The sequence below is a fragment of the Sphaerisporangium sp. NPDC049003 genome (assembly GCF_043197795.1).
In the GTDB taxonomy this organism is placed as follows: Bacteria; Actinomycetota; Actinomycetes; order Streptosporangiales; family Streptosporangiaceae; genus Sphaerisporangium.
The window spans coordinates 20746-43197 of sequence record NZ_JBICTU010000026.1; the positions used below are offsets into that span (position 1 = coordinate 20746).

Sequence of the window (22452 nt, forward strand, 5' to 3'; positions counted from 1 at the left end):
GTAGATTCGTGCATCATGAGCCATCAGCATGAATCCCGGCCTCGTGTACGGGTGGCGGTCGTCTTCGGCGGGCGCAACTCCGAGCACGCGGTGTCCTTGATGGGCGCGGGCAGCGTCCTCTCGGCCATCGACCGGTCCAAGTACGACGTCGTCCCGATCGGCATCTCGCCGGACGGGCGCTGGGTGCTGGCCTCAGACGACCAGAGGTTCGAGATCGAGGGCGGCGAGCTTCCCGCCGTCGACGCGAGCGGCACCTCGCTCGCGCTCCCCTCCGACCGCGGGTCCATCGTCGCGCTCGACGCCGGGCGGATCCCCAGCTCGCTCGGCGAGGTCGACGTCGTGTTCCCCATGCTGCACGGCCCCTATGGCGAGGACGGCACCATCCAGGGCCTGCTGGAGATGGCCGGAGTGCGGTACGTCGGCTCGGGCGTGCTGGCCAGCGCGGTCGGCATGGACAAGGCGTACATGAAGGCGCTGCTGTCGGCCGCGGGGCTCCCCGTCGGCCCGTACGTCGTGGTGCGCGACCGTGACTGGCGCCTCGATCGCGAGCGCGTCATGAAGGACGTCGAGGTGCTCGGCTGGCCCGTCTTCGTCAAGCCCTCCCGCGCGGGCTCCAGCCAGGGCATCTCCCGGGCCGCGGACTTCGAGGAGCTGGAGCGGGCCATCGAGCACGCCCGCGAGCACGACCCGAAGGTCCTCGTCGAGGCCGCCATCGAGGGGCGCGAGATCGAGTGCGCGGTGCTGGAGTCCCCCGGCGACGAGCCGCCCGCCGCGAGCCACCCCGGCGAGGTGCTGGTCAACGAGGACCACGAGTTCTTCGACTTCTCGGCCAAGTACATCGGCTCCGACATGTCGCTCGCCGTGCCCGCCGACCTCCCCGAGGCCGTGAGCGAGGAGCTGCGGCAGATGGCCGTACGGGCGTTCGAGGCACTCGGATGCGAGGGGCTGTCCCGCGTGGACTTCTTCTACACCCCGGCGGGCGGCCTGATCCTTAACGAGATCAACACGATGCCCGGCTTCACCGCCGTGTCCGTGGCGCCGCAGCTGTGGGCCGCCTCCGGCGTGTCGTACGCCGAGCTGGTCGACCGGCTCATCCAGCTCGCGCTCAACCGTCCCGTGGGACTGCGGTGATCCGCCGTGCCGGCTTGATCGCGGCCGTTCAGCCGGGTCAGCCAAGGCAGCCGGGTCAGTCGGGTCGGCCTGGTCAGCCGGGGAAGGCCGCCTTGATCGGGGCGGCGAGGTCGACGAGCACCCCGGCGGACTGGTGCTTGCGGGAGATCGTCACCTCGACATAGCCGTCACGGGTGATCGCCGTGAACAGCGCGGGCCTGACCGGGTCGGCGAACCACGCGACGCCGTTGATCTCGGGCACCTGCTGCATGGGATCCATGGCGACGGGGCGGGACACTCCGCAGCGGAGCGCGATCTCGGCCCCGCCCCACACCGCGACGTACGGCGAGCGGGGTTCGGACGGGACGCGCTCCGCGCCGTCGAGAGTGTGGGGCAGCCGATCGTTCAGCGTGGCGCAAGCGGTAGCCGTGGCGCCCCGCGGAGTGGGGGGATCGACTCTCACGGCCCCGCCGCAGCCCGCGAGCAGCGCCAGGACCACCGCGGCCAAGACGACCCGGACCACGGCTTCCCCCAGAGGTGTCGACGCTCAGATATGGACTATCGGACAGGTAAGGGTACGCGTGATTCCCTCAACGGCCTGAATCTGTGCGACGACGAGTTTGCCGAGATCATCCACGTTGCTTGCCTCGGCGCGAACGATCACGTCGTAGGGGCCGGTGACGTCCTCCGCCTGGGTGACCCCCGAGATGACCGCGATCGCGCCTGCGACCTCGGCGGCCTTGCCAACTTCTGTCTGGATAAGGATGTAGGCCTGCACCATCACGTCCTCCCGCGGGGGCGAAGCTTTGTATCAGTCCGTAGCTAGATCAGTGCCGAATCGCCACCGTACATGCAACACACCTGGAGGTGTGCTATCAGAGTCGCAGATCTTGGTGAATTCGGGATCATTGCACGTATTGTCGGACGCTTGCCACAATTTCCGGCGGTATTGCTTGGCCCCGGCGACGACGCCGCGGTCCTTCGCGCCCCCGATGGACGAGTTGTCGTAACGACGGATCTCCTACTTGAGGGTAGACACTTCCGCCGTGATTGGTCCAGTGCGTACGACATCGGTCGAAAAGCGGCAGCGCAGAACCTCGCCGACGTGGTGGCGATGGGTGCCGATCCTACGGCCATTTTCGTCGGGCTGGGGCTTCCCGGGGATCTTCCGACGGCGTGGCTCGACGGGCTCACCGACGGCTTCGGGGACGAATGCGCGCTGGTCGGCGCAAGCGTCGCGGGAGGTGATATTTCCAGTTCCGAGCAGATCGTGCTGGGGGTGACGGCGCTGGGCGACCTGGGCGGGCGTGCCCCGGTCACGCGGTCGGGAGCCCGGCCGGGCCAGGTCGTGGCCGTGGCGGGCCGGCTCGGCCACGCGGCGGCCGGGCTGGCGCTGCTGCTGGCGGGACGTGAAGAGCTTCCCTATCCCGAGCTGGTGGACGCCCACCGGCGCCCCCAGCCGCCGTACGGCTGCGGACCGGGGGCCGCCGTCCTCGGTGCCACGGCCATGGCCGACGTCAGCGACGGGCTGCTCCAGGATGTGGGGCACATCGCCAAGGCGAGCGGCGTGCGGGTCGAGCTGGAGCCCCAGGACCTGCCGGTGCCGGAACCGCTGGCCGCCGCCGCGGCCGAGCTGGGGGTGGACCCGCTGCGGTGGGTGCTCACGGGCGGGGACGATCACGCGCTGGTCGCGGTCTTCCCGGCGGACGTACGGCTGCCGCCGGAGTGGCGGGTCATCGGGCGGGTCGTCGAAGGGGAAGGCGTGCAGGTCAGAGGCCATGACGAGCCTCAGGGTGGCTGGGATCACTTCCGTGAGTAAGGTGAAAATTGTGACAAATACGTATTAAAGGTGTTATGAAGTGTGGCGTCGTATTTTCTACCAGAAGGGCGCTTCATGCGACGGGGACGCCACACGTCATCCCGAGACCGGGAGTCCGACCCTGGGCGGGCGGGTGAGCACAGGGGTCCGGGGTGGCACGACGACGAGCGCGGCACCCAGGAGTGGCTGGCCGAAGCGACCGGCCCAGCCTGGCTGGACGACCCCACCCCATCCCAGGACGCCCCCACCACCGGTTCGTACGGTGGCGTCCGGTCTCCCGCATGGGACGCCGCTGTGGCCGCTCCGGAGCCGGAGGCAGGACCGCAGGAGCAGGCCGCGTTCCCCGATTCCGAGCCACCGCGAACGAGGCCGGGCCGTGAGGCCATCTCGGTCACCCTGGACCCGGGGAGGCATGGGAGGAGGGCACGGGCGAGCCGGACCCGGTTCTGGCGGGGGCGCCGTCTCATGGCGCTGTCGGCGGTAGCGGCGGTCACCGCCGTCGGCACCGTCGTCATCGGCGTCAAGCTCTCCTCGTCGCAGCTCGAACTCAGACGTGCCCCGGACTGTCCCGCGGGCCAGGCATGCGCCGCCATCGTCACGGGCAAGCCGCCGGCGAACGTGCTGCCCGCACCCACGGACACCGAAGGCCTCACCACACCGGATCCGTCCGGCACCGGGTCCCCTCGCGCGTCCAAGTCGGCCAAGCCGTCGGCGAGCGCCGGCCGTACCCCGGACCGGTCGGCACCTGTCGCCTCCGCCCGCCCCACGCCGGACCGTACGCGCACCCCCACCCCGAGACCGAGCCGGACGGTCGAGGACGCGCCGGAGCCCGTCCCTTCGACCGAGGAGACCGACACCCCGTCCCCGGACGCGACGCCCCTGGCCGACGGGGGCGACCCGTCGGTGTCGCCGGGAACGGTGGCCGCCTGCGACCAGGCGGGCCATTCGAAGCGGACGACGGGTCGCTGCCCTGGCACCGGGCCGGGACCCCGGGGGAACCGATGACCGGTGGCCTTGGTGGGTGCCGCGCCCTGATTTGATGGGTGGGTGACTCCTCCCCGTGTGCTGACGATCGCAGGCTCCGACTCCGGCGGAGGCGCGGGCATCCAGGCCGATCTGAAGACCATGCTCGCGCTGGGCGTCCACGGCATGAGCGTGATCGCGGCCGTCACCGCGCAGAACTCCCTCGGCGTTCAGGGCTACTGGGAGCTGCCCGCCGAGGCGGTGCGCGCCCAGCTCGACTCGGTGCTCGGCGACATCGGCGCCCAGGCGATCAAGACGGGCATGCTGGCGTCCCCGGAGCTGGTCGAGGTGGTCGCCGAGGCGCTGGCCGGTGTGGACGTGCCGGTGGTGGTCGACCCGGTCGGGGTCTCGAAGCACGGCGACTCGCTGCTGGCCCCCGAGGCGGTGCACACGCTCGCGTCCCGCCTGCTGCCCGTGGCGACCGTGGTGACCCCCAACCTCTGGGAGGTCGAGCAGCTCACGTCGGTGAAGGTCGAGGACGAGGACGGCCTGCGCCCGGCGGCCCAGGCGATGCTGGAGCTCGGCTCCACATGGGTGCTGATCAAGGGAGGCCACCTCCCTGGCCCGCCGGTCGACCTCCTCACCGACGGCGTCAGCGAGTACCGCTTCTCCGCCGAGCGGCACGACAACCGGCACACCCACGGCACGGGATGCACGCTGGCCTCGGCCATCGCGTCGTACCTCGCGCTGGGCGAGGACGTGCCGGGCGCGGTCGGGAGGGCCAAGGAGTACGTCACGGGCGCCATCGCCCACGGTTTCCCCCTCGGCGCCGGCATCGGCCCGGTGGACCACGCCTGGCGCCTCCGCTGAGCCGTACGTCCTCACTCACGGCGGCCGGGGCGGTCCGCTGTGCGGACGGGGGCGGTCAGAGCAGGCGGGCTATGGGGTCGTCGGCGAGGCGGCGCAGGAGGACCGCGGTGTCGGCGGCCTGGGAGGCGTCCACGTCGGACCCGGCGCGGGTGCCCGACTCGACGGCGTTGGCCAGGGCGTTCAGCTCGTGGGGCGGCAGCAGGGTGCGGGCCATGCTGTGGAGGCGGAGCCGGATCCTCCGCCCGTCGCCCGGGTCCTCTGCCACCAGATGGGGCACGCGGCGCCCCGTGGGGATCGTGCCCTCGCCATGGGGGTTCCTGACGTACTCCGGCTCTGAGTCGATCCACACGCGCGCCGTGGCCAGGTCGGCCTCCCGGGTGCCGAGCAGGCCGCGTACCTCCAGCACGGTGCCGCTGAGGACCGCCCGCCGCCTGTACGTGCCGAGCACCATGGTGGCGACGAACCCCACCATCAGCACGGCGATCACTCCGAAGAGCACCTTGACCCCGGTGCCGGGGAAGTCGTCGAACGGCGAATCCATGGACCCGCTGGACGGGAAACCTGGCGTGGGACCCCCGAGGACGAGGGTGGCGACCCCGGCGATGGCGCCGAGCACGGCCAGGAAGAGAAGCGCGATGACCGAGACCGTGACCTTCTGGCCGGTGGAGGCGTTCACGCTCAGTCGTACGGGCGGATTCAGCACGAGAACAAGCTACCCAGCGAGCCTCGCGCCACGCCCCCAGACCACACCCGCGACGCAGAAAGCCCGTCGCCCTTGGTGGGTGACGGGCTTTCTGGAAGCTCGGGTCAGCGGGTGACCTTACCCGCCTTGATGCAGGAGGTGCACACGTTCAGCCGCTTCGGCGTGCTGCCCACCATGGCGCGCACACGCTGGATGTTCGGGTTCCAGCGGCGGCGGGTGCGGCGGTGCGAGTGCGAGATGTTGTTGCCGAAAGTCGGCCCCTTGCCGCAAACGTCGCAGACGGAAGCCACGGTCATCGCTCCTTAGATCAGTCAATAGGCCCGAAACCGAGGTAGAAGCGGTGGTCGGGCATGCCGGGACAACCGGCTGGCCACACGAGGGTATCCGATGTTGCGCGGTGCACGCCAAATGGGGGAACCGGCGAACGGAGATAATCTCGTAACGCCAACCGTAGCGCATTACCGGAGACCCCGCGTTCGCGCACGTGCGAACCCGGCGAGATCCCGGACGAGAAGACGATCCCGGACGAGAAGACGATCCCGGACGAGAAGACGATCCCGGACGAGAAGAACCGGACCCCGTACACCTCGGAGCCACGCGAGGCATCCGTGTGCTCACATGACCGTGCCGGAAGATCTTGAACATCCCCGGTGATCTCATGTACTCACAAGGGAGCGCGGAAGGCATCCGCGCAGGAGACTCGTACGTACGGACGCGCACGGGAAGGCGCCCGCGACACACGCGCGAACGAGCGCGGAAACGCGCCCGCGCAGGAGGAAGGAGCCGCATGCCTTCGGAGCCCGCCGATCCGGGTGAGCGCGTCCAGGAGTCGCTCCAGATCCTCGATCCTCCGGAGCCCGCCGACGCCGGTGGGCGTGTCCATGGGTCGTCCCGGGCACTGGATTCCCCGGAGCCCGCCGCTGCCGGTCAGGGCGTGCGCGAGTCGCTCCAGGTTCTCGATCCCCAGGCCGTGCGCCGGTGGTCACGGCTGTGTGCCGACGTCCTCGGCCGCGCCCGTACGGAGATCGACGCGCTCAACGTCTTCCCGGTCCCCGACGGCGACACCGGGACCAACCTCCACCTGACCATGCTGTCGGCCGCCGAGGCGCTCGACGGGCTGCCGCAGGACGCCGACTCCGAGAGCACGTGGCGCACTCTCGCCCAGGGGGCACTGCTCGGCGCCCGGGGCAACTCCGGAGTCATCGTCAGCCAGGCGCTGCGCGGCATGGCCGAGGTGCTCAAGCACACCAAGGGCGGCGGCCGTGACCTGCGAGAAGGGCTGACAAGGGCGGCAGAGATGGCACGCGAGGCCGTGGCGAGGCCCGTGGAGGGCACCGTCCTCACCGTGCTAAGCGCGGTGGCGGGAGCCGTGCAGGACGCGTCCGACGAGCTGGCCGAGGTCGCCAGAAAGGCGGCGGTGGCCGCCCGCGGGGCGCTCGGCCGCACCACGGGCCAGCTCGACGTGCTCGCGCGGAGCGGCGTCGTGGACGCGGGCGCGGCCGGGCTCACGGTCATCGTCGAGAGCCTCGCGGCCGTGATCACCGACTCCTACGTCGATCGGTACGACGTGCCCGCGCCCACCGAGCGATTGGAGCCGGAGGCGTCGCAGAGCCCCGGATACGAGGTGATGTACCTCCTCGCGGCCGGTGAGGACGCCGTGGCCGGGTTGCGCCACGAGCTCGACGGCCTCGGCGACTCCCTGGTGGTGGTCGGGGGAGACGGCCTGTGGAACGTCCACGTCCATGTGGACGACGCGGGGGCCGCGATCGAGGCCGGGATGCGCGCCGGACGGCCGTACCGGATCAAGGTCGTCTACCTGGAGGCGCCCGCCCGCACCCATCGCGCCGGGAACGGGCGCGGCGTGGTCGCCGTGGCGGCCGGCGACGGCATCGCGAGGCTGTTCCAGGAGGCCGGGGCCGTGGTGGTGCGCCGTGAGCCCGGATCGAGCCCCTCGCTGGCGGCCGTGCTCGCCGCGATCAGGGAGGCGGGGACCGAGGTCGTGGTGCTGCCCAACGACACCGGGGTCAACGCGGTGGCGGTGGCCGCCGCCGAGATCGCCCGCGAGGAGGGCGTCGTCGTCAGCGTGCTGCCCACCAAGGCGACCGTGCAGGGCCTCGCCGCACTGGCCGTGCACGACCCGCTGCGCCGCTTCGACGACGACGTGGTGGCGATGACCGACACCGCGGGCCACACCCGCCACGGCCACGTCTGGGTGGCCGACCGCGAGGCCATGACCAGCGCGGGGATGTGCCGCCCGGGTGACGTGCTCGGTGTCATCGACGGGGACGTCGCCCTCATCGGCACGGCCGCGGAGGGCGTCGCTGTGGAGGACGTCGCCGTGGAGGTCGCCTCCCGCATGCTCTCGGTCAGCAGCGAGCTCGCGACCCTGATCGTGGGGTCCACCGCCGGCGCGCGGCTGGCGCCGGCCGTACGGGAGCACCTCGACGCGGTGCGCCCGGACATCGAGGTCGTCACCTACGAGGGCGGGCAGGGCGGCTATCCCCTCCTGATCGGCATCGAATGACCCGGTCCGCGTCGAATGCGCCCGCCGCCCGGGGCCGGGACACGGAGCATCCGTGCTTGCGTGGACGGTGAGCATGGTGTTCTTGTCGGCCGGGAGCGGTAGAACTTGGTGACGTGACGCGTTTCGACGAGCCGCTCATCAAGGCGCTTGACCCCAAGACGGCCAAGCCGCTGGAGAGCTCGCTCAACATCACCACGGTCGGCGAGCTGCTGCGCCACTACCCCCGGCGGTACGCCGAGCGGGGCGAGCTGACCGCCCTCGACGCCCTTGAGGTCGACGAGCACGTGACGGTGGTGGGCGAGGTCTCACGCCTGATGCGCAAGCCCATGCGAAACCGCTCGGGCACATGGCTTGAGGTCGAGGTCGTCGACGCCAGGCGCAACGCGATCTACCTGTCGTTCTTCGGCAAGGTCTCCCACGTGATCGAGAGCCGCCTGAAGGCCGGCACGCGCGCGATGTTCTCCGGCAAGGTCGGGCGGTTCGGGCGCGGCGAGCGGGCCAAGTGGCAGCTCAACCATCCCGAGTTCGAGCTCTTCGAGGAGAGCGAATCCTCGGCGGCCGAGTACGCCGCCGCCCCGGTCCCCATCTACCCGGCGGCCGGCGGCATCTCGTCGTGGGTGATCCGCAGGGCGATCGGCATCGTGCTCGACACGCTGGGCCCGCTGCCCGACCCGCTCCCCGAGGAGCTGCGGTCGCGCCACAGGCTTCCCGGCCTGGCCGATGCGCTGGAGGCCGTCCACCGGCCGCGCGACCAGGGCGACATCTCCCGGGCGCGCAAGCGGCTGAGGTTCGACGAGGCGTTCGTCCTCCAGGCCGTGCTGGCCCAGCGGCGCCAGGCCGCCGCCGCGTGGCCCGCCACGCCCCGGCCCCGCCGTGACGACGGGCTGCTCACCGACTTCGACGGCCGGCTCCCGTTCCAGCTCACCGAGGGCCAGGTCGAGGTGGGCGAGGAGGTCGCGGCCGAGCTGGCACGCGCCCACCCCATGCACCGGCTCCTGCAGGGCGAGGTCGGCGCGGGCAAGACCGTGGTGGCGCTGCGGGCGATGCTCCAGGTCGTGGACGCCGGCGGCCAGGCGGCTCTGCTGGCCCCCACCGAGGTCCTGGCGCAGCAGCACCACAGGTCGATCACCCGAATGCTCGGCGACCTCGGCACGGGCGGCATGTTCGGCGGCACGGCGGTGACCCTGCTGACCGGCTCGATGGGGGCGGCGGGCCGGCGCGCGGCGCTGCTCGACGCCGCGTCCGGTGCGGCCGGCATCGTCGTGGGCACCCACGCCCTCCTCCAGGAGCACGTCCAGTTCGCCGACCTCGGGCTCGTCGTCGTCGACGAGCAGCACCGCTTCGGCGTCGAGCAGCGCGACGCGCTGCGCGAGAAGGCGGGCGGCGGCCGTCCCCACGTCCTGGTCATGACCGCCACCCCGATCCCGCGCACGGTCGCCATGACGGTCTTCGGCGACCTGGAGGTCTCCACCCTGACCCAGCTTCCCGCGGGCCGGGCGCCGATCACGACCCACGTGGTGCCCGCCTCCGACAAGCCCCACTTCCTGGAGCGCACCTGGGAGCGCATCCGCGAGGAGGTCGGCCTCGGCCGTCAGGCGTACATCGTCTGTCCCCGCATCGGCGACCTGGAGGGCGACGAGGGCGACCTGAGCGACGCGGCGCCTGACTCCGATGAGGAGCGGCGCCCGCCTCTGGCCGTGCTGGAGGTCGCCCCGATGCTCGCCGACGGGCCCCTGCACGGCCTGCGCGTCGAGGCGCTGCACGGACGCCTTCCCCCCGACGAGAAGGACGGCGTGATGCGCGCCTTCACGCGGGGCGAGCTGGACGTGCTCGTCGCGACCACCGTGATCGAGGTCGGGGTGGACGTCCCCAACGCCTCGGTCATGGTGATCATGGATGCCGACCGCTTCGGCGTCTCCCAGCTCCACCAGCTTCGCGGGCGGGTGGGCCGTGGCGGGCTGCCCGGCCTCTGCCTGCTCGTCACCGACTTCCCGGCGGGCACGCCGGCACGCGACCGGCTCGACGCCGTGGCCGCCACCCTCGACGGCTTCGAGCTGTCCAGGGTCGACCTTGAGCAGCGGCGCGAGGGCGACGTGCTGGGCGCGGCGCAGTCCGGGCGCAGGTCGTCGCTCAAGATGCTGAGGCTGCTCCGCGACGAGGATGTCATCAGGCACGCGCGCGAGGAGGCGGCGAGCCTGCTGGCAGGTGATCCGGAGCTCAAGGAGCATCCCGCGCTCAAGGCCGAGATCGACAGGCTGCTCGGCGACGACCGCGCCGAATACCTGGAAAAGGCCTGATCCGCCTGGTGATGGGGGGCTGCCCTGGGTCATGAGAATGACCCAGGGCCCAGCCTTGGGACGGCCTCCCCCCGAATGCCGTCCCTGGCTGGGCCCACCCTCGGGTCAGGTGCCGAGGGCACCGGCGCGCGGAAGGGCTCACGATCACGCCGGTCGGCCTTCCCCTGGGTCACCATGAAGGCCGCAGAACTCATCATGTGGGTTCGGGCGGCGGTGGGGAACGACCCTTGCGCATTCGTCGCCGACACTTGGCCACTCTTGACCTTGCGGCTTCGGAAGTCGCGCCGAACCGCGAGAATGGACGGGTGACCCGAGTCATCGCAGGAACCGCCGGCGGGCGGCGCATCGCCGTCCCTCCGGGGCGTGCCACGCGGCCGACGAGCGACCGCGCCAGGGAGGGCCTGTTCTCCTCCGTCGGCTCCCTCCTTGGGCCGCTCGACGGCGCCAGGGTGCTCGATCTGTACGCAGGGTCGGGCGCGGTGGGCCTGGAGGCGCTCTCGCGGGGGGCCGCGCACGCGCTGCTGGTGGAGTCCGACGCGAAGGCCGCGCGCACGATCAAGGCGAACATCTCAGAGCTCGGGCTGCCGGGGGCCGTCGTCGTGGGCGACAGGGTCGAGCGGGTGGTCGCCGGCGCGTGCTCCGAGCCGTACGACTTCGTGTTCGCCGACCCTCCCTACGCCGTCGGCGACCAGGTGGTCCGCCAGGTGCTCGAAGGGCTGCGCGACAACGGCTGGCTCGCCGAGGACGCCCTGGTCGCGGTGGAGCGCGAGTCACGGGGGAAGGACCTGGTCTGGCCCTCGGGATTCGAAGAGGAGAGGGTCCGTCGCTATGGCGAAGCGTCTGTTTGGTACGGTCGCGCCGCCGGGAACCAGTCAAGCTGGGGGTAAGCCTTGCGTCGTGTCGTCTGCCCGGGGTCCTTCGACCCCGTCACCAACGGTCACCTCGACATCATCGGCCGGACGTCGCGCCTGTATGACGAGGTGGTCGTCGCCGTTCTGATCAACGTGGAGAAGAAGAGCCTGTTCACCGTGGACGAGCGCATCGCGACGCTCGAAGCGGTGACGCGGGAGTACGGCAACGTGCGCGTGGAGAAGTTTCACGGGCTGCTCGTCGACTTCTGCAAGCAGCAGGGCATCCCGACCATCGTCAAGGGTCTGCGCGCGGTCAGCGACTTCGACTACGAGCTGCAGATGGCCCAGCTCAACTACCGGATGTCGGGCGTGGAGACGCTGTTCATGTCGACCAACCCGGAGTACTCCTTCCTGTCGTCGAGCAGGCTGAAGGAGATCGCGCGGTACGGTGGAGACGTGTCCGGACTCGTGCCCGATCTCGTGCACCAGATGCTCGTCGAGCGGCTGCGCGGCTAAGTCCTGGTATTCTTTCTCATCGGCCTTGTACGACGGCGGTGATTCGCCATGCCTCAAGAGAGCAGGAAGACGCTGCATAGCCTCGACCCCCGTGCCCCCTGGGTGATTTCCACCCACGATCTGGGGCGGCGACCGGGTTCTATGCGCGAGATCACCCGCTCTCTCCCGGCTCCGGTGAATCTCTCCGTCGGCATGATCGGCGTTCCCAAGGACGCCGAAATCGAGCTGGACATGCGGCTCGAGGCAGTGATGGAAGGCGTGCTCGTCACGGGCACGGCGAAGGCTCCCCTCAGCGGAGAGTGCTCGCGTTGCCTGGATCCGTTGACCTCGGAGATCGAGGTCGGCTTCCAGGAGCTCTTCTTCTACTCGGCGGAAGACGCCGCCGAGGACGACTCACTCCTCGACGGTGAACTTCTCGATCTCGAGCCGACATTCCGCGACGCGGTGGTGCTCGCACTGCCGTTGAGCCCGGTCTGCAGTGAAGACTGCCCCGGGCTGTGCGTGGAGTGTGGGGCCAAACTGGCGGAAGCCGGCCCGGACCACCGGCACGAGAAGATCGACGCCCGCTGGGCGGCGTTGCAGGGCCTGAAATCCGATAACAACAATGACCCGGAGGGTTGACGTGGCCGTCCCCAAGCGGAAGATGTCGCGGAGCAACACCCGCTCCCGCCGCGCGCAGTGGAAGACCGCCGCGCCCGCGCTCGTGAGCTGTAACCAGTGCCGGTCGCCGAAGCTGCCGCACGTGGCATGCCCGACCTGCGGCACCTACAACCGCCGACAGGTCATCGAGCCGTCGGCCTGATCACGCCTGCGGTGGCCGGTGAGCCGGCCGGATGCCTCGCATCCGGCCGGGACGACCGTCCACCGTTCCAAGGCGTGCGGTGGCGGTTCGCCCGCGACCGTGGTGGGCGCCGGGGTTGCCGCAATCTCCCGGCGTCCACCACGTTTTCGGGCATTTCCCGCGTTCCATCCGCCATCGCGACCATGGTCGTGACGTGCTACGTGACGGCCGGAGATTCCCGTCCGAGGAGGAGACGTGGCCGCAGGTGGAAAGCCGATCGCCGTAGAGGTCGCCAGAGATGAGCTTGAGCGAGTGCTCGCCGTCCGTCTGGACGACGCGCTCCTGGAGCGTGCGCTGACGCACCGCTCGTACGCCTACGAGAACGGTGGCCTGCCCACCAACGAGCGCCTGGAGTTCCTGGGCGACTCGGTGCTGGGTCTCGTGGTCACCGACACCCTGTTCCGCGGCCACCCCGACCTGCCCGAGGGCCAACTGGCCAAGCTGCGGGCCGCGGTGGTCAACATGCGCGCGCTCGCCGACGTCGCCCGCGCCCTCGACCTCGGCCGCTTCACCCGGCTCGGCAGGGGCGAGGAGGGCACGGGGGGCCGTGACAAGTCCTCCATCCTCGCCGACACCCTGGAGGCGCTGATCGGCGCCGTCTACGTCGACAAGGGGCTCGACGAGGCGTTCCGCGTGGTCCACCTGCTCTTCGACCCGCTGATCAAGCGTTCCGCCTCGCTCGGCGCCGGCCTCGACTGGAAGACCTCGCTGCAGGAGCTCACCGCCTCCGAGATGCTCGGCGTTCCCGAGTACCACGTCGACGAGAGCGGGCCCGACCACGCCAAGTCGTTCACCGCGGTCGTCAGGGTCGGCGGGCAGGAGTTCGGCTCGGGCGCCGGCCGCAGCAAGAAGGAGGCCGAGCAGCAGGCCGCCGAGGCCGCGTGGACCGCCATCCGCGCCCGCAGCGACGCCCAGGAAAAGCTGGAGAAGGCGACCACCTAGCCCATGCCAGAGTTGCCCGAGGTCGAGGTCGTCCGGCGAGGGCTCTCGCGCTGGGTGGCCGGCCGCACCATCACCCACGCCGAGGTCCTGCATCCCCGCGCGATCCGCAGGCACGTGCCCGGGGCCGCCGAGTTCGCCGGAAGGCTGGCGGGCCGCACGCTGGTCTCCGCCGAGCGCCGGGGTAAGTACCTGTGGATGCCCCTCGGCGACGCCGAGAGCGCCTCAGAGGGCCCTTCGGGTGGCTCCGGGGAAGATGCCCCGGCCGGGGCATCCGACGCCCTGCTCGCCCATCTGGGGATGAGTGGCCAGTTGCTGGTCGTCGAGCCCGGCTCTCCGGTCGAGAAGCACCTGCGGGTGCGGCTCGGCTTCGACGACGGCGGCCCGGAGCTGCGGTTCGTCGACCAGCGCACCTTCGGCCACCTGCTGATCGCCTCGCTGGTGACCCTCGGACGCCCCGTGCCGGAGCCCATCGTGCACATCGCGGCCGATCCCCTCGAAGAGGCGTTCGACGACGACGTGTTCGCGACGCGGCTGAGCGCGAGGCAGACCGAGATCAAGCGGGCGCTCCTCGACCAGTCGCTGATCAGCGGTGTCGGCAACATCTATGCCGACGAGGCGCTGTGGCGGGCCCGGCTGCACGGAGGGACGCCGACCCGGGCCCTCAGCAGGCGGAAGATCGACGAGTTGCTGGCGGCGGTGCGGGCGGTGATGGGCGAGGCGCTCGGCCAGGGCGGCACGTCCTTCGACAGCCTCTACGTCAACGTCAACGGTGAGAGTGGCTACTTCGATCGGTCACTCAACGTGTACGGCAGGCAGGGCGAGCCCTGTGCCCGTTGCGGCGGGCCCGTTCTGCGGGAGGCGTTCATGAACAGGTCTTCGTACAGCTGCCCCCGCTGTCAACCCCGGATCCGGGCATGACAGAGGCGCATGATGCGGGTATGAGTGACATTCGTCTCAACGCCTGGGTGCGCGGCCGGGTCCAGGGAGTGGGTTTCCGCTGGTGGACGCGGTCTCGTGCGCTGGAGCTCGGTCTGGTCGGATCGGCGTCGAATCTCGCCGACGGCCGGGTCGAGGTGGTCGCCGAGGGGCCCCGCGAGGCCTGCGAGAAGCTCCTTGCCCTGCTCAGGGGTGGTGACGCTCCGGGGCGGGTAGATGCAGTGGTGGAGCGCTGGTCGCCGGTTCGCGGTGGTTTTGGTGGATTTGTGGAGCGGTAGGCGCTTCCCTTAAACCCCCTAAATAGGGTACATTTACATGTCGGGAGTGCCCATTGGTGCATTCATGGGGAGCGTTCAACTTGACCGCCTCCATTGCCGGTGCGACTCTTGATAGGAAACACGCGCACCCCTCCCGCGGCATGAAGTGCGCGAACCAGTTTGGTCACTCAGCGTGGAGGACCCTTAACCATGGCGAAGGCTCTACTCGGCCACGTCGGCGGTCTTGACCCTCGAATGGTCTCGGAAATGCGCCGTCTCCAGCAGCGAATCCGGGATCTGGAGGCAGAGCTCACAAGGCTCCAGGCCCAGAACGACGCTCTCGCCGCGCAGTCGCGCGATGAGGCGTTCGCAAGTCTGCAAGATCGCGAGCCGGCCCTCACCTGAGAGGTTCCGGTACGGCAACACACTGTCAGGGACGCCCCGCAAAGGCGTCCCTTGTCATTTACCCGGCTTTTCTTTGCCCAATCGTTCCCCGCCGAGGCGGTTGCGAAGCATCGAGCCGGGATGAAGCGTCTTCCCCTGCCTGAGCATCGCCGCAAGCGACACTCGAACGGTCCCTGAGCCGGTAGTGTGCCCCGCAGGGATCGTCCCAGTGGTCTGCGGGCGATCTCGCAGCGGATGGGGAGGTCGGCGCGCGTGTATCTCAAGAACCTCACGCTGCGCGGCTTCAAGTCCTTCGCCTCGGCCACGGCGCTCCGCTTCGAGCCCGGCATCACCTGCGTGGTTGGCCCGAACGGCTCGGGGAAGTCCAACGTGGTCGACGCGCTCGCCTGGGTCATGGGCGAGCACAGCGCGAAGTCCCTGCGCGGCGGCAAGATGGAGGACGTCATCTTCGCCGGCACGTCCTCGCGCCCGCCCCTGGGCCGCGCCGAGGTGACGCTGACGATCGACAACAGCGATGGCGCGCTGCCCATCGACTACACCGAGGTCACGATCAGCCGGCTGATGTTCCGGTCGGGGCAGAGCGAGTACGCCATCAACGGCGACACCTGCCGGCTCCTCGACATCCAGGAGCTGCTGTCCGACTCCGGCATCGGCCGCGAGATGCACGTGATCGTGGGCCAGGGCCAGCTCGACACCGTGCTCCACGCCGGCCCCGAGGAGCGCAGGGCCTTCATCGAGGAGGCCGCGGGCGTCCTGAAGCACCGCAAGCGCAAGGAGAAGGCGCTGCGGAAGCTCGACGCCATGCAGGCCAACCTCACCCGTGTGCAGGACCTCGCCAACGAGCTGCGCCGCCAGCTCAAGCCGCTGGGCCGCCAGGCCGAGATCGCCAGGAAGGCGGCCGTGATCCAGGCCGACCTGCGCGACGCCCGCCTGCGTCTGCTCGCCGACGACGTCGTACGGCTGCGCACCCACCTCGACCGCGAGGCGGCCGACGAGGCCACGGTGCGCGCCAGGCGCGCCCAGGTCGAGGCCGATCTGGAGCAGGGACAGGCCCGCGAGACCGAGCTGGAGGCGGCCGAGGGCGCCGCCCAGCCCCGCCTGGCCACCGCCCAGGAGACCTTCTACCGCCTTGCGGCCCTCAAGGAGCGGCTGCACAGCGTCGAGACCCTGGCCACCGAGCGGCACCGCCACGCCATCGAGGCGGCCTCCATCGAGCGACGCGGGCGCGACCCCGAGGACTACGAGCGCGAGGCCGCCGAGGTGGCCGGGCGCGAGGAGGCGCTCAAGGTCGAGCTGGAGCAGACCGAGGAGATCCTGGAGCAGGCCGTCTGGCGGCGCACCGAGGCCGAGAGCGCGCTCGCCGCCGAGGAGCGGCGCCTGGCCGCGGCGGCCAGGCAGGCGGCCGACCGGCGCGAGGGCCTCGCCAGGCTGCGGGGCGAGGTGGCCGCCGTGCGCGGCCGGGCCAGGGCCGCGGAGGAGGAGATCGGGCGCCTCGCCAAGGCCCTCTCGGAGGCGCGGCAGCGCAGCGAGCGGGCACAGGAGGAGCACGACGCCCAGGAGCTCAGCGAGCCCGCCGCCGACCCGGTCCTCGCCGAGGAGCTGGCGCGGGCCGAGGAAGGCGTGGCCGAGGCCAAGGCCGCGGTCGAGGAGGCCAGAGCCGCCGTCGAGGAGGCCAAGGCCTCCGTGGAGGGCCCGAGGAGGGCCTTCGCCGAGGCGCGCTCGGCCATGAGCACGGCACGGGCCGCCGACCAGGAGGCACAGCGGGCGGTCGCCGCGCTGGAGGCCCGCCGCGACGCCCTGGAGATGGGTCTCTCCCAGGGTGCCGACGGCGGCGCGACCCTCATGGCGGCGGGTCTGTCCGGAGTGCTGGGGCCGCTCGCCACGATGATGACCGTCCAGGCGGGGGCCGAGGTGGCCGTCGCGGCCGTGCTCGGCGCCGCCGCGGAGGCGGTCGCCGTGGAGTCGCTGTCCACCGTCGTCGACGCGGTCGAGCTGCTCAGGGCCGAGGAGGCGGGCAGGGCCGGGCTGGTCATCGCCTCCGACGCCGCCGTCGCGAGGCCCGCGGCGGTCGACGGTCACCCGTGGGCGGGCGACCTCGTGGTGGTCTCCGACGCGTTCCGTCCCGCCGTTGCGACCCTGCTGTCCGGCGTCGTCGTGGTGGACGACGTCTCGATCGCCAGGAAGCTCGTGGAGGAGCGTCCCGACCTGCGGGCCGTCACCTGGTCGGGCGACCTGGTCGGCGCGTACTTCGCGACCGGCGGGTCCGGCGGCGGCACCTCGGTGCTCCAGGTGCGCACCGCTCTCGACCAGGCGGTCGCCGATCTGTCCGAGGCGCGCGGCACCGCCGATCGTACGGCCGTCGCGCTGACGGAGGCGGCCGATGCCGAGCGCGCCGCCCAGCAGGCCGTGGAGGCCGCCCAGGCATGGGCGGGCCAGGCGCAGACCGGCGTCAACACCGCCCAGGCCGGGGTGAACACCGCCCAGGGCGTGCTCGATCGCGTACGCGGCAGGCAGCGCGAGGCCGACCAGCGGGTGGCCGTCGCGGCCAGGAGGCTGGCGCAGCTCGACGCGGCGGCGAAGGCCGCCCGTGACGAGTGCGACCGGCTGGCGAAGAACGTCGTGGCGGCCGAGGAGGCGCGCGACCGCGACCTCGCCGGCGTGGTCGAGCTGGAAGAGCGCCTGGCCGAGGCCGAGTACGCCGACGAGCTTTCCGCCGAGCCGACCACCGAGACGCGCGACGAGCTGGCCAGTGCCTGCTCGGTCACCCGGCAGGCCGAGATGGAGGCCCGCCTTTCGGTCCGCACGGCGGAGGAGCGGGTCAAGGGCATCGCGGGCCGCGCCGACCAGCTCACGCGGGCGGCCAGGCGCGAGCGTGAGGAGCGGGCGGGGGCCGCGGCCCTGCGGGAGCGGCGGCGCGCCCAGGCCCAGGTGGCCGAGGTGGTCGTCCACGGCGCGGGTCGCGCGCTCGGGGTGCTGGAGGCGTCCCTGGCGCTGGCCGCCGACGAGCGCGACGAGGCCGAGCGAGCGCGCGGCGAGATCGACGCCGAGCTCAAGGCCGTGCGTGTGCGCGTCCGCGAGCTGTCGGGCGAGCTCGACAAACTGGTCAACCGCGTGCACGGCAACGAGGTGGCCCGCACCGAGCAGCGGCTGCGCCTGGAGCAGATGGAGACCCGGGCGATGGAGGAGTACGGCGTCGAGATGGACGCCCTGATCTCCGAGTACGGCCCCGAGCAGCCCGTTCCGCTCGCCGGCGGCGAGATGGCGCCCTACGTCCGCGAGGAGCAGGAGAAGCGCGCGAGGACCGCCGAGAGGCAGATGACCCAGCTCGGCAAGGTCAACCCGCTGGCGCTGGAGGAGTTCGCCGCGCTGGAGGAGCGGCACACCTTCCTCAATTCCCAGCTGGAGGACCTGCGCAGGACCCGGCGCGACCTGCTGACGGTCGTCAAGGAGGTCGACGAGCGGGTGGAGCAGGTCTTCACCGCCGCCTACGAGGACGTCGCGCGCGAGTTCGAGGCGATCTTCGGTCGGGTCTTCCCCGGAGGCGACGGGCGCCTGCTGCTGACCGACCCCTCCGACATGCTCACCACGGGTGTCGACGTCGAGGCGAGGCCGCCCGGCAAGAAGGTCAAGCGCCTGTCACTGCTGTCGGGCGGCGAGCGGTCGCTGACCGCCGTGGCGTTCCTCATCTCGATCTTCAAGGCGCGCCCGTCCCCGTTCTACGTCATGGACGAGGTCGAGGCCGCGCTCGACGACACCAACACCCAGCGGCTGCTCACCCTGTTCGAGGAGCTGAGGCAGAGCTCGCAGCTCATCGTGATCACACACCAGAAGCGCACGATGGAGATCGCCGACGCGCTGTACGGCGTGAGCATGCGCGGCGACGGCGTCACCCAGGTGGTCAGCCAGCGCCTCCGCGAACGCGAGACCGCCTGACGCCGGCCCGTGGGACGGGCGGCCCGTGGGGCGGCGGGCCGCGTGACGCCGGACGGCCGGACGGCGCGACACCGGATCGTGGGCTTTCGGCCAGGTGGGTAAATCAGTAAATATCGGTATATCGGCGCGTCGTGGGCGAGCCCGGGCGTGAGCACGGCCGGTTGTCTGGAAAACTGACATCTTGTGGATGGGTACCTCGGCATCATCGTGATCGTCCTCCTCGTCGCGCTGCTCGCGGCGGGTGGCATGTTCCTGCTCTTCCGGCCCAAGGAGAGGCACGCTCCACCGGTCAGGCCGCCGGAGGCGCCGACCCTCCCCGAGCGGGAACAGGCCCCGGCCACCGGCGTCGTCGAGGACGACGCCGCCACGACCACCGTCCCCCCGCCCGCCAAGCCGGTCGAGCCGGTCGCCCCCGCGCCGCCGGCGATCGAGATCCCGCCGCCCTCGGCCGGCCGCATGGTACGGCTGCGCGCCCGGCTGGCCCGTTCCCAGAGCGCGCTCGGCAAGGGGCTGCTGGAGCTCCTGTCCCGTGACCGCCTGGACGACGACGCCTGGGACGAGATCGAGGACATGCTGATCACCGCCGACGTGGGCGTCGCGCCCACCCGGGCGATGGTCGAGGAGCTGCGCACCAAGGTCAAGGTGCTCGGCTCCCGCAGCGACGGCGAGGTGCGGGCGCTGCTCCGCGAGCAACTGCTCGCCCAGATCGGCGCCGACATGGACCGCACGCTGCACACCGCGCCCCACGGCGAGCGGCCCGCCGTCGTGCTCGTGGTGGGAGTCAACGGCACCGGCAAGACCACGACCACCGGCAAGCTCGCCCGCGCGCTCATCGGCGACGGCCGCAAGGTGCTCCTGGGCGCGGCCGACACCTTCCGTGCCGCCGCCGCCGACCAGCTCCAGACCTGGGGGCGGCGTGTCGGCGCCGAGGTGGTGCGCAAGGACGAGGGAGCCGACCCGGCGTCGGTGGCCTTCGACGCCGTGAGCAAGGGCATCGACGACAAGGTCGACACCGTGATCGTCGACACCGCCGGCCGCCTCCACACCAAGACCGGCCTGATGGACGAGCTGGGCAAGGTCAAGCGGGTAATCGAGAAGAAGGCCACGGTCGACGAGGTCCTGCTCGTGCTCGACGCGACCACGGGTCAGAACGGCCTGCGGCAGGCGCAGGTGTTCGCCGAGGCCGTGAACATCACCGGCATCGTCTTGACCAAGCTCGACGGCACGGCCAAGGGCGGCATCGTGATCTCGGTCCAGCGCGAGCTGGGAGTCCCGGTCAAGCTCGTGGGGCTCGGCGAGGGCCCCGACGACCTGGCCCCGTTCGACGCCGAGGTCTTCATCGACGCCATCCTCGGCGACTGATCCGATAGGCCCCTCAGAGGGCCGGCGGCCGGACGACCTGGCCGTCGCCTTCAGGGTGGACGCCGCCGCCCGAGCCTTGAGGGCCCGGGCCGGAACGTGGGTCAGAACGTTCAGAGCGTGAGGAAGGCGCGGAGCTCGCCGAGCGAGGGTTCGATGTCGATGCCCCGCTCGGCGAGCCAGCCGTCGTCGCCGTACGTGCAGCGGTAGCGCTCGCCGCCGTCGCAGATCAGGGTCACCACGCTGCCCCGCTCGCCGTTCTCGCGCATCTCCCTGATGAGCTGGACGGCCGCGGCCACGTTCGTCCCCGTCGAGCCGCCGACGTCGCGGCCGGTGACCTCGCGGACCCAGCGCATGGCGGCGATCGAGGAGGCGTCCGGCACCTGGATCATGCGGTCGATGACCGTGGGCAGGAACGAGGGCTCCACCCGCGGGCGGCCGATGCCCTCGATGCGGGAGCCGCGGCCGGTCACGCCGGCGTCGCCCGCGATCCACGACGGGTAGAACGCCGACCCGTCCGGGTCGACCACGGCGAGGCGCGTCTGGTGGCGGCGGTAGCGGATGTAGCGGCCGATCGTGGCGGACGTGCCGCCCGTGCCGGCGCCCACGACGATCCACGCCGGTTCCGGATGCCGCTCCAGGGACATCTGCTGGTAGATGCTCTCGGCGATGTTGTTGTTGCCCCGCCAGTCCGTGGCCCGTTCGGCGTAGGTGAACTGGTCCATGAAGTGGCCGCCGGTGTCCTCGGCCAGGCGGCGGGACTCCTCATAGATCGCTCGGGGGTCCGCGACCAGCCGGCACTTGCCGCCGTAGAACTCGATGAGCGCGATCTTCTCCGGAGACGTGGACGCGGGCATCACCGCGACGAACGGCAGGCCGAGCATGCGCGAGAAGTACGCCTCGCTGACCGCCGTGGAGCCGCTGGAGGCCTCGATGACGGTCGTGGAGGGGCCGATCCAGCCGTTGGCGAGGCCGTACAGGAACAGCGAACGGGCCAGGCGGTGCTTGAGCGACCCTGTCGGGTGGACCGACTCGTCCTTGAGGTAGAGCTCGATGCCCCATCTCGGCGGGAGCGGGAAAACGTGCAGGTGGGTGTCGCAGCTGCGGTTGGCGTCGGCCTCAACGGTGCGGATGGCCTCGGAGACCCACGACCGCGTTGTCGGATCATGCCTGTCCACGTACTTCATGGCCCTACGCTACTGGGTGCCCGATCTATGTGACCCTTACCACATTTTCTCATCTTTTGGGTGTTGTCTGTTACTATAATGAGACTTGTCCGGCCTCGGGTGTGAAGTGGCCACCCCGGGCCAATCGCTTCAAGGCCCTCCTGACCAGCTAATACCCTTAACGTCACCCTTATAGGTGAACCGTAAGCATGTGATCAGCCGTCAGATGGAGTAAAGCGGTTACCGAGCCTGCATGGGTTCATGCCGGATGGGTAACGGGGGACAGGCAGGCATGAGGGGGATGAGATGATCTCGATGACCGAACAGCAGCGGCAGGCATGGTTCGAGCGCGACGTCATGCCCGTGACGAACCAGCTCTACGCGTCTGCCATGCGCCTCACCCGCAACACCGCTGACGCGGAGGACCTGGTGCAGGAGACGGTGGCCAAGGCGTACACCTCTTACCACCAGTTCCGCCCCGGTACCAACCTGAAGGCGTGGCTGCACCGCATTCTGACCAACAACTTCATCAACGACTACCGCAAGCAGCAGCGGTCGCCGAAGCTGTCGGCCGCCGAGGACATCGAGGACTGGCAGCTCGCGGCTGCAGAGTCGCACATGTCGACGGGCCTGAGGTCCGCCGAGACCGAAGCGCTGGACCAACTCCCCGACACCGTTGTGATGAACGCCCTGCGGTCGCTTCCGGAGGATTTCAAGGTCGCGGTGTACCTCGCCGACATCGAGGGGTTCGCGTACAAGGAGATCGCCGAGCGCATGGGCACGCCCATCGGCACCGTCATGTCCCGTCTGCACCGTGGCCGCCGCCAGCTGAGGACCATGCTGGAGGGCTACGCCCACGAGGAGGGCGCCCTGCGCCCGTCCCCCCAGTTCCAGGCGGCCTGACAGCGCACGACTGAAGGCAAGGGCCGGTACGGCGTCGCCGTGCCGGCCTCTCTCATG

General features: G+C 70.8%; 22 protein-coding genes. 17 read left to right on the forward strand and 5 right to left on the reverse strand.

The window, feature by feature from the left end:
• Positions 1–15: 15 nt before the first annotated feature.
• Positions 16–1131, forward strand: a complete 1116-nt coding sequence (locus ACGFIV_RS26810) for a D-alanine--D-alanine ligase family protein (RefSeq protein ID WP_358555224.1) — start codon at positions 16–18, stop codon at positions 1129–1131.
• A gap of 73 nt (positions 1132–1204) precedes the next feature.
• Here ACGFIV_RS26810 and ACGFIV_RS26815 read toward each other — a convergent pair whose 3' ends face one another.
• Positions 1205–1633, reverse strand: coding sequence for a DUF3515 family protein (locus ACGFIV_RS26815; RefSeq protein ID WP_358555227.1), 429 nt, complete (start codon positions 1631–1633; stop codon positions 1205–1207).
• A 24-nt stretch (positions 1634–1657) separates the two neighbouring features.
• On the reverse strand, positions 1658–1891 hold the full coding sequence (locus tag ACGFIV_RS26820) for an Lrp/AsnC ligand binding domain-containing protein (protein ID WP_358555230.1): 234 nt from the start codon (positions 1889–1891) through the stop codon (positions 1658–1660).
• A 69-nt stretch (positions 1892–1960) separates the two neighbouring features.
• Between ACGFIV_RS26820 and ACGFIV_RS26825 the strand changes: the two genes are divergently transcribed.
• The 3 genes from ACGFIV_RS26825 to thiD all read left to right on the forward strand — a co-directional run bounded on the left by ACGFIV_RS26825 (position 1961) and on the right by thiD (position 4762).
• Complete coding sequence (locus ACGFIV_RS26825; RefSeq protein ID WP_392838066.1) at positions 1961–2929, forward strand: thiamine-phosphate kinase; 969 nt, start codon at positions 1961–1963, stop codon at positions 2927–2929.
• Between the two features lie 75 nt (positions 2930–3004).
• Positions 3005–3934 (forward strand): hypothetical protein, encoded by a 930-nt coding sequence (locus tag ACGFIV_RS26830; protein ID WP_392838067.1) that lies wholly within the window; start codon positions 3005–3007, stop codon positions 3932–3934.
• Between the two features lie 42 nt (positions 3935–3976).
• Complete coding sequence (gene thiD, locus ACGFIV_RS26835; RefSeq protein ID WP_392838068.1) at positions 3977–4762, forward strand: bifunctional hydroxymethylpyrimidine kinase/phosphomethylpyrimidine kinase; 786 nt, start codon at positions 3977–3979, stop codon at positions 4760–4762.
• 55 nt (positions 4763–4817) lie between these two features.
• Here the strand turns inward: thiD and ACGFIV_RS26840 are convergent, their stop codons facing one another.
• Together ACGFIV_RS26840 and rpmB are read right to left on the reverse strand one after the other, a co-directional pair.
• Positions 4818–5465: a hypothetical protein gene (locus tag ACGFIV_RS26840; protein ID WP_358555242.1), complete on the reverse strand. Its 648-nt coding sequence runs from the start codon at positions 5463–5465 to the stop codon at positions 4818–4820.
• A gap of 104 nt (positions 5466–5569) precedes the next feature.
• Complete coding sequence (gene rpmB, locus ACGFIV_RS26845; RefSeq protein ID WP_262848146.1) at positions 5570–5755, reverse strand: 50S ribosomal protein L28; 186 nt, start codon at positions 5753–5755, stop codon at positions 5570–5572.
• A gap of 497 nt (positions 5756–6252) precedes the next feature.
• Between rpmB and ACGFIV_RS26850 the strand changes: the two genes are divergently transcribed.
• The 12 genes from ACGFIV_RS26850 (at position 6253) to ftsY (ending at position 20329) form a co-directional block, all read left to right on the forward strand.
• Positions 6253–7989, forward strand: a complete 1737-nt coding sequence (locus ACGFIV_RS26850; RefSeq protein WP_392838069.1) for a DAK2 domain-containing protein — start codon at positions 6253–6255, stop codon at positions 7987–7989.
• A gap of 113 nt (positions 7990–8102) precedes the next feature.
• Positions 8103–10286 carry an ATP-dependent DNA helicase RecG gene (gene recG / locus ACGFIV_RS26855; RefSeq protein WP_392838070.1) on the forward strand — a complete coding sequence of 728 codons (2184 nt, stop codon included), beginning with the start codon at positions 8103–8105 and terminating at the stop codon, positions 10284–10286.
• Positions 10287–10591: 305 nt separating this feature from the next.
• Positions 10592–11173 carry a 16S rRNA (guanine(966)-N(2))-methyltransferase RsmD gene (gene rsmD, locus ACGFIV_RS26860; protein WP_358555251.1) on the forward strand — a complete coding sequence of 194 codons (582 nt, stop codon included), beginning with the start codon at positions 10592–10594 and terminating at the stop codon, positions 11171–11173.
• A 3-nt stretch (positions 11174–11176) separates the two neighbouring features.
• Positions 11177–11653, forward strand: a complete 477-nt coding sequence (gene coaD / locus ACGFIV_RS26865) for a pantetheine-phosphate adenylyltransferase (protein WP_358555254.1) — start codon at positions 11177–11179, stop codon at positions 11651–11653.
• A 48-nt stretch (positions 11654–11701) separates the two neighbouring features.
• Complete coding sequence (locus ACGFIV_RS26870) at positions 11702–12274, forward strand: YceD family protein (protein WP_358555257.1); 573 nt, start codon at positions 11702–11704, stop codon at positions 12272–12274.
• A gap of 1 nt (position 12275) precedes the next feature.
• A complete protein-coding gene (rpmF, locus tag ACGFIV_RS26875; RefSeq protein WP_189161846.1) occupies positions 12276–12455 on the forward strand; it encodes a 50S ribosomal protein L32 in 180 nt (59 codons plus the stop codon).
• 291 nt (positions 12456–12746) lie between these two features.
• Positions 12747–13436, forward strand: coding sequence for a ribonuclease III (rnc, locus tag ACGFIV_RS26880; RefSeq protein WP_392838110.1), 690 nt, complete (start codon positions 12747–12749; stop codon positions 13434–13436).
• Between the two features lie 3 nt (positions 13437–13439).
• Positions 13440–14354, forward strand: coding sequence for a bifunctional DNA-formamidopyrimidine glycosylase/DNA-(apurinic or apyrimidinic site) lyase (gene mutM / locus ACGFIV_RS26885; protein WP_392838071.1), 915 nt, complete (start codon positions 13440–13442; stop codon positions 14352–14354).
• Positions 14355–14374: 20 nt separating this feature from the next.
• Positions 14375–14650 carry an acylphosphatase gene (locus ACGFIV_RS26890; RefSeq protein ID WP_358555262.1) on the forward strand — a complete coding sequence of 92 codons (276 nt, stop codon included), beginning with the start codon at positions 14375–14377 and terminating at the stop codon, positions 14648–14650.
• 189 nt (positions 14651–14839) lie between these two features.
• Positions 14840–15034, forward strand: a complete 195-nt coding sequence (locus tag ACGFIV_RS26895) for a hypothetical protein (RefSeq protein WP_358555265.1) — start codon at positions 14840–14842, stop codon at positions 15032–15034.
• 252 nt (positions 15035–15286) lie between these two features.
• A complete protein-coding gene (smc, locus tag ACGFIV_RS26900; protein WP_392838072.1) occupies positions 15287–18967 on the forward strand; it encodes a chromosome segregation protein SMC in 3681 nt (1226 codons plus the stop codon).
• Between the two features lie 246 nt (positions 18968–19213).
• Positions 19214–20329 (forward strand): signal recognition particle-docking protein FtsY, encoded by a 1116-nt coding sequence (gene ftsY / locus ACGFIV_RS26905; RefSeq protein WP_392838111.1) that lies wholly within the window; start codon positions 19214–19216, stop codon positions 20327–20329.
• Between the two features lie 110 nt (positions 20330–20439).
• Here ftsY and ACGFIV_RS26910 read toward each other — a convergent pair whose 3' ends face one another.
• Positions 20440–21513, reverse strand: a complete 1074-nt coding sequence (locus tag ACGFIV_RS26910) for a PLP-dependent cysteine synthase family protein (protein WP_392838073.1) — start codon at positions 21511–21513, stop codon at positions 20440–20442.
• Positions 21514–21798: 285 nt separating this feature from the next.
• On the opposite strand from ACGFIV_RS26910, the gene ACGFIV_RS26915 reads away from it, so the two are divergent.
• A complete protein-coding gene (locus ACGFIV_RS26915; RefSeq protein ID WP_358548470.1) occupies positions 21799–22395 on the forward strand; it encodes a sigma-70 family RNA polymerase sigma factor in 597 nt (198 codons plus the stop codon).
• Positions 22396–22452 lie beyond the last annotated feature (57 nt).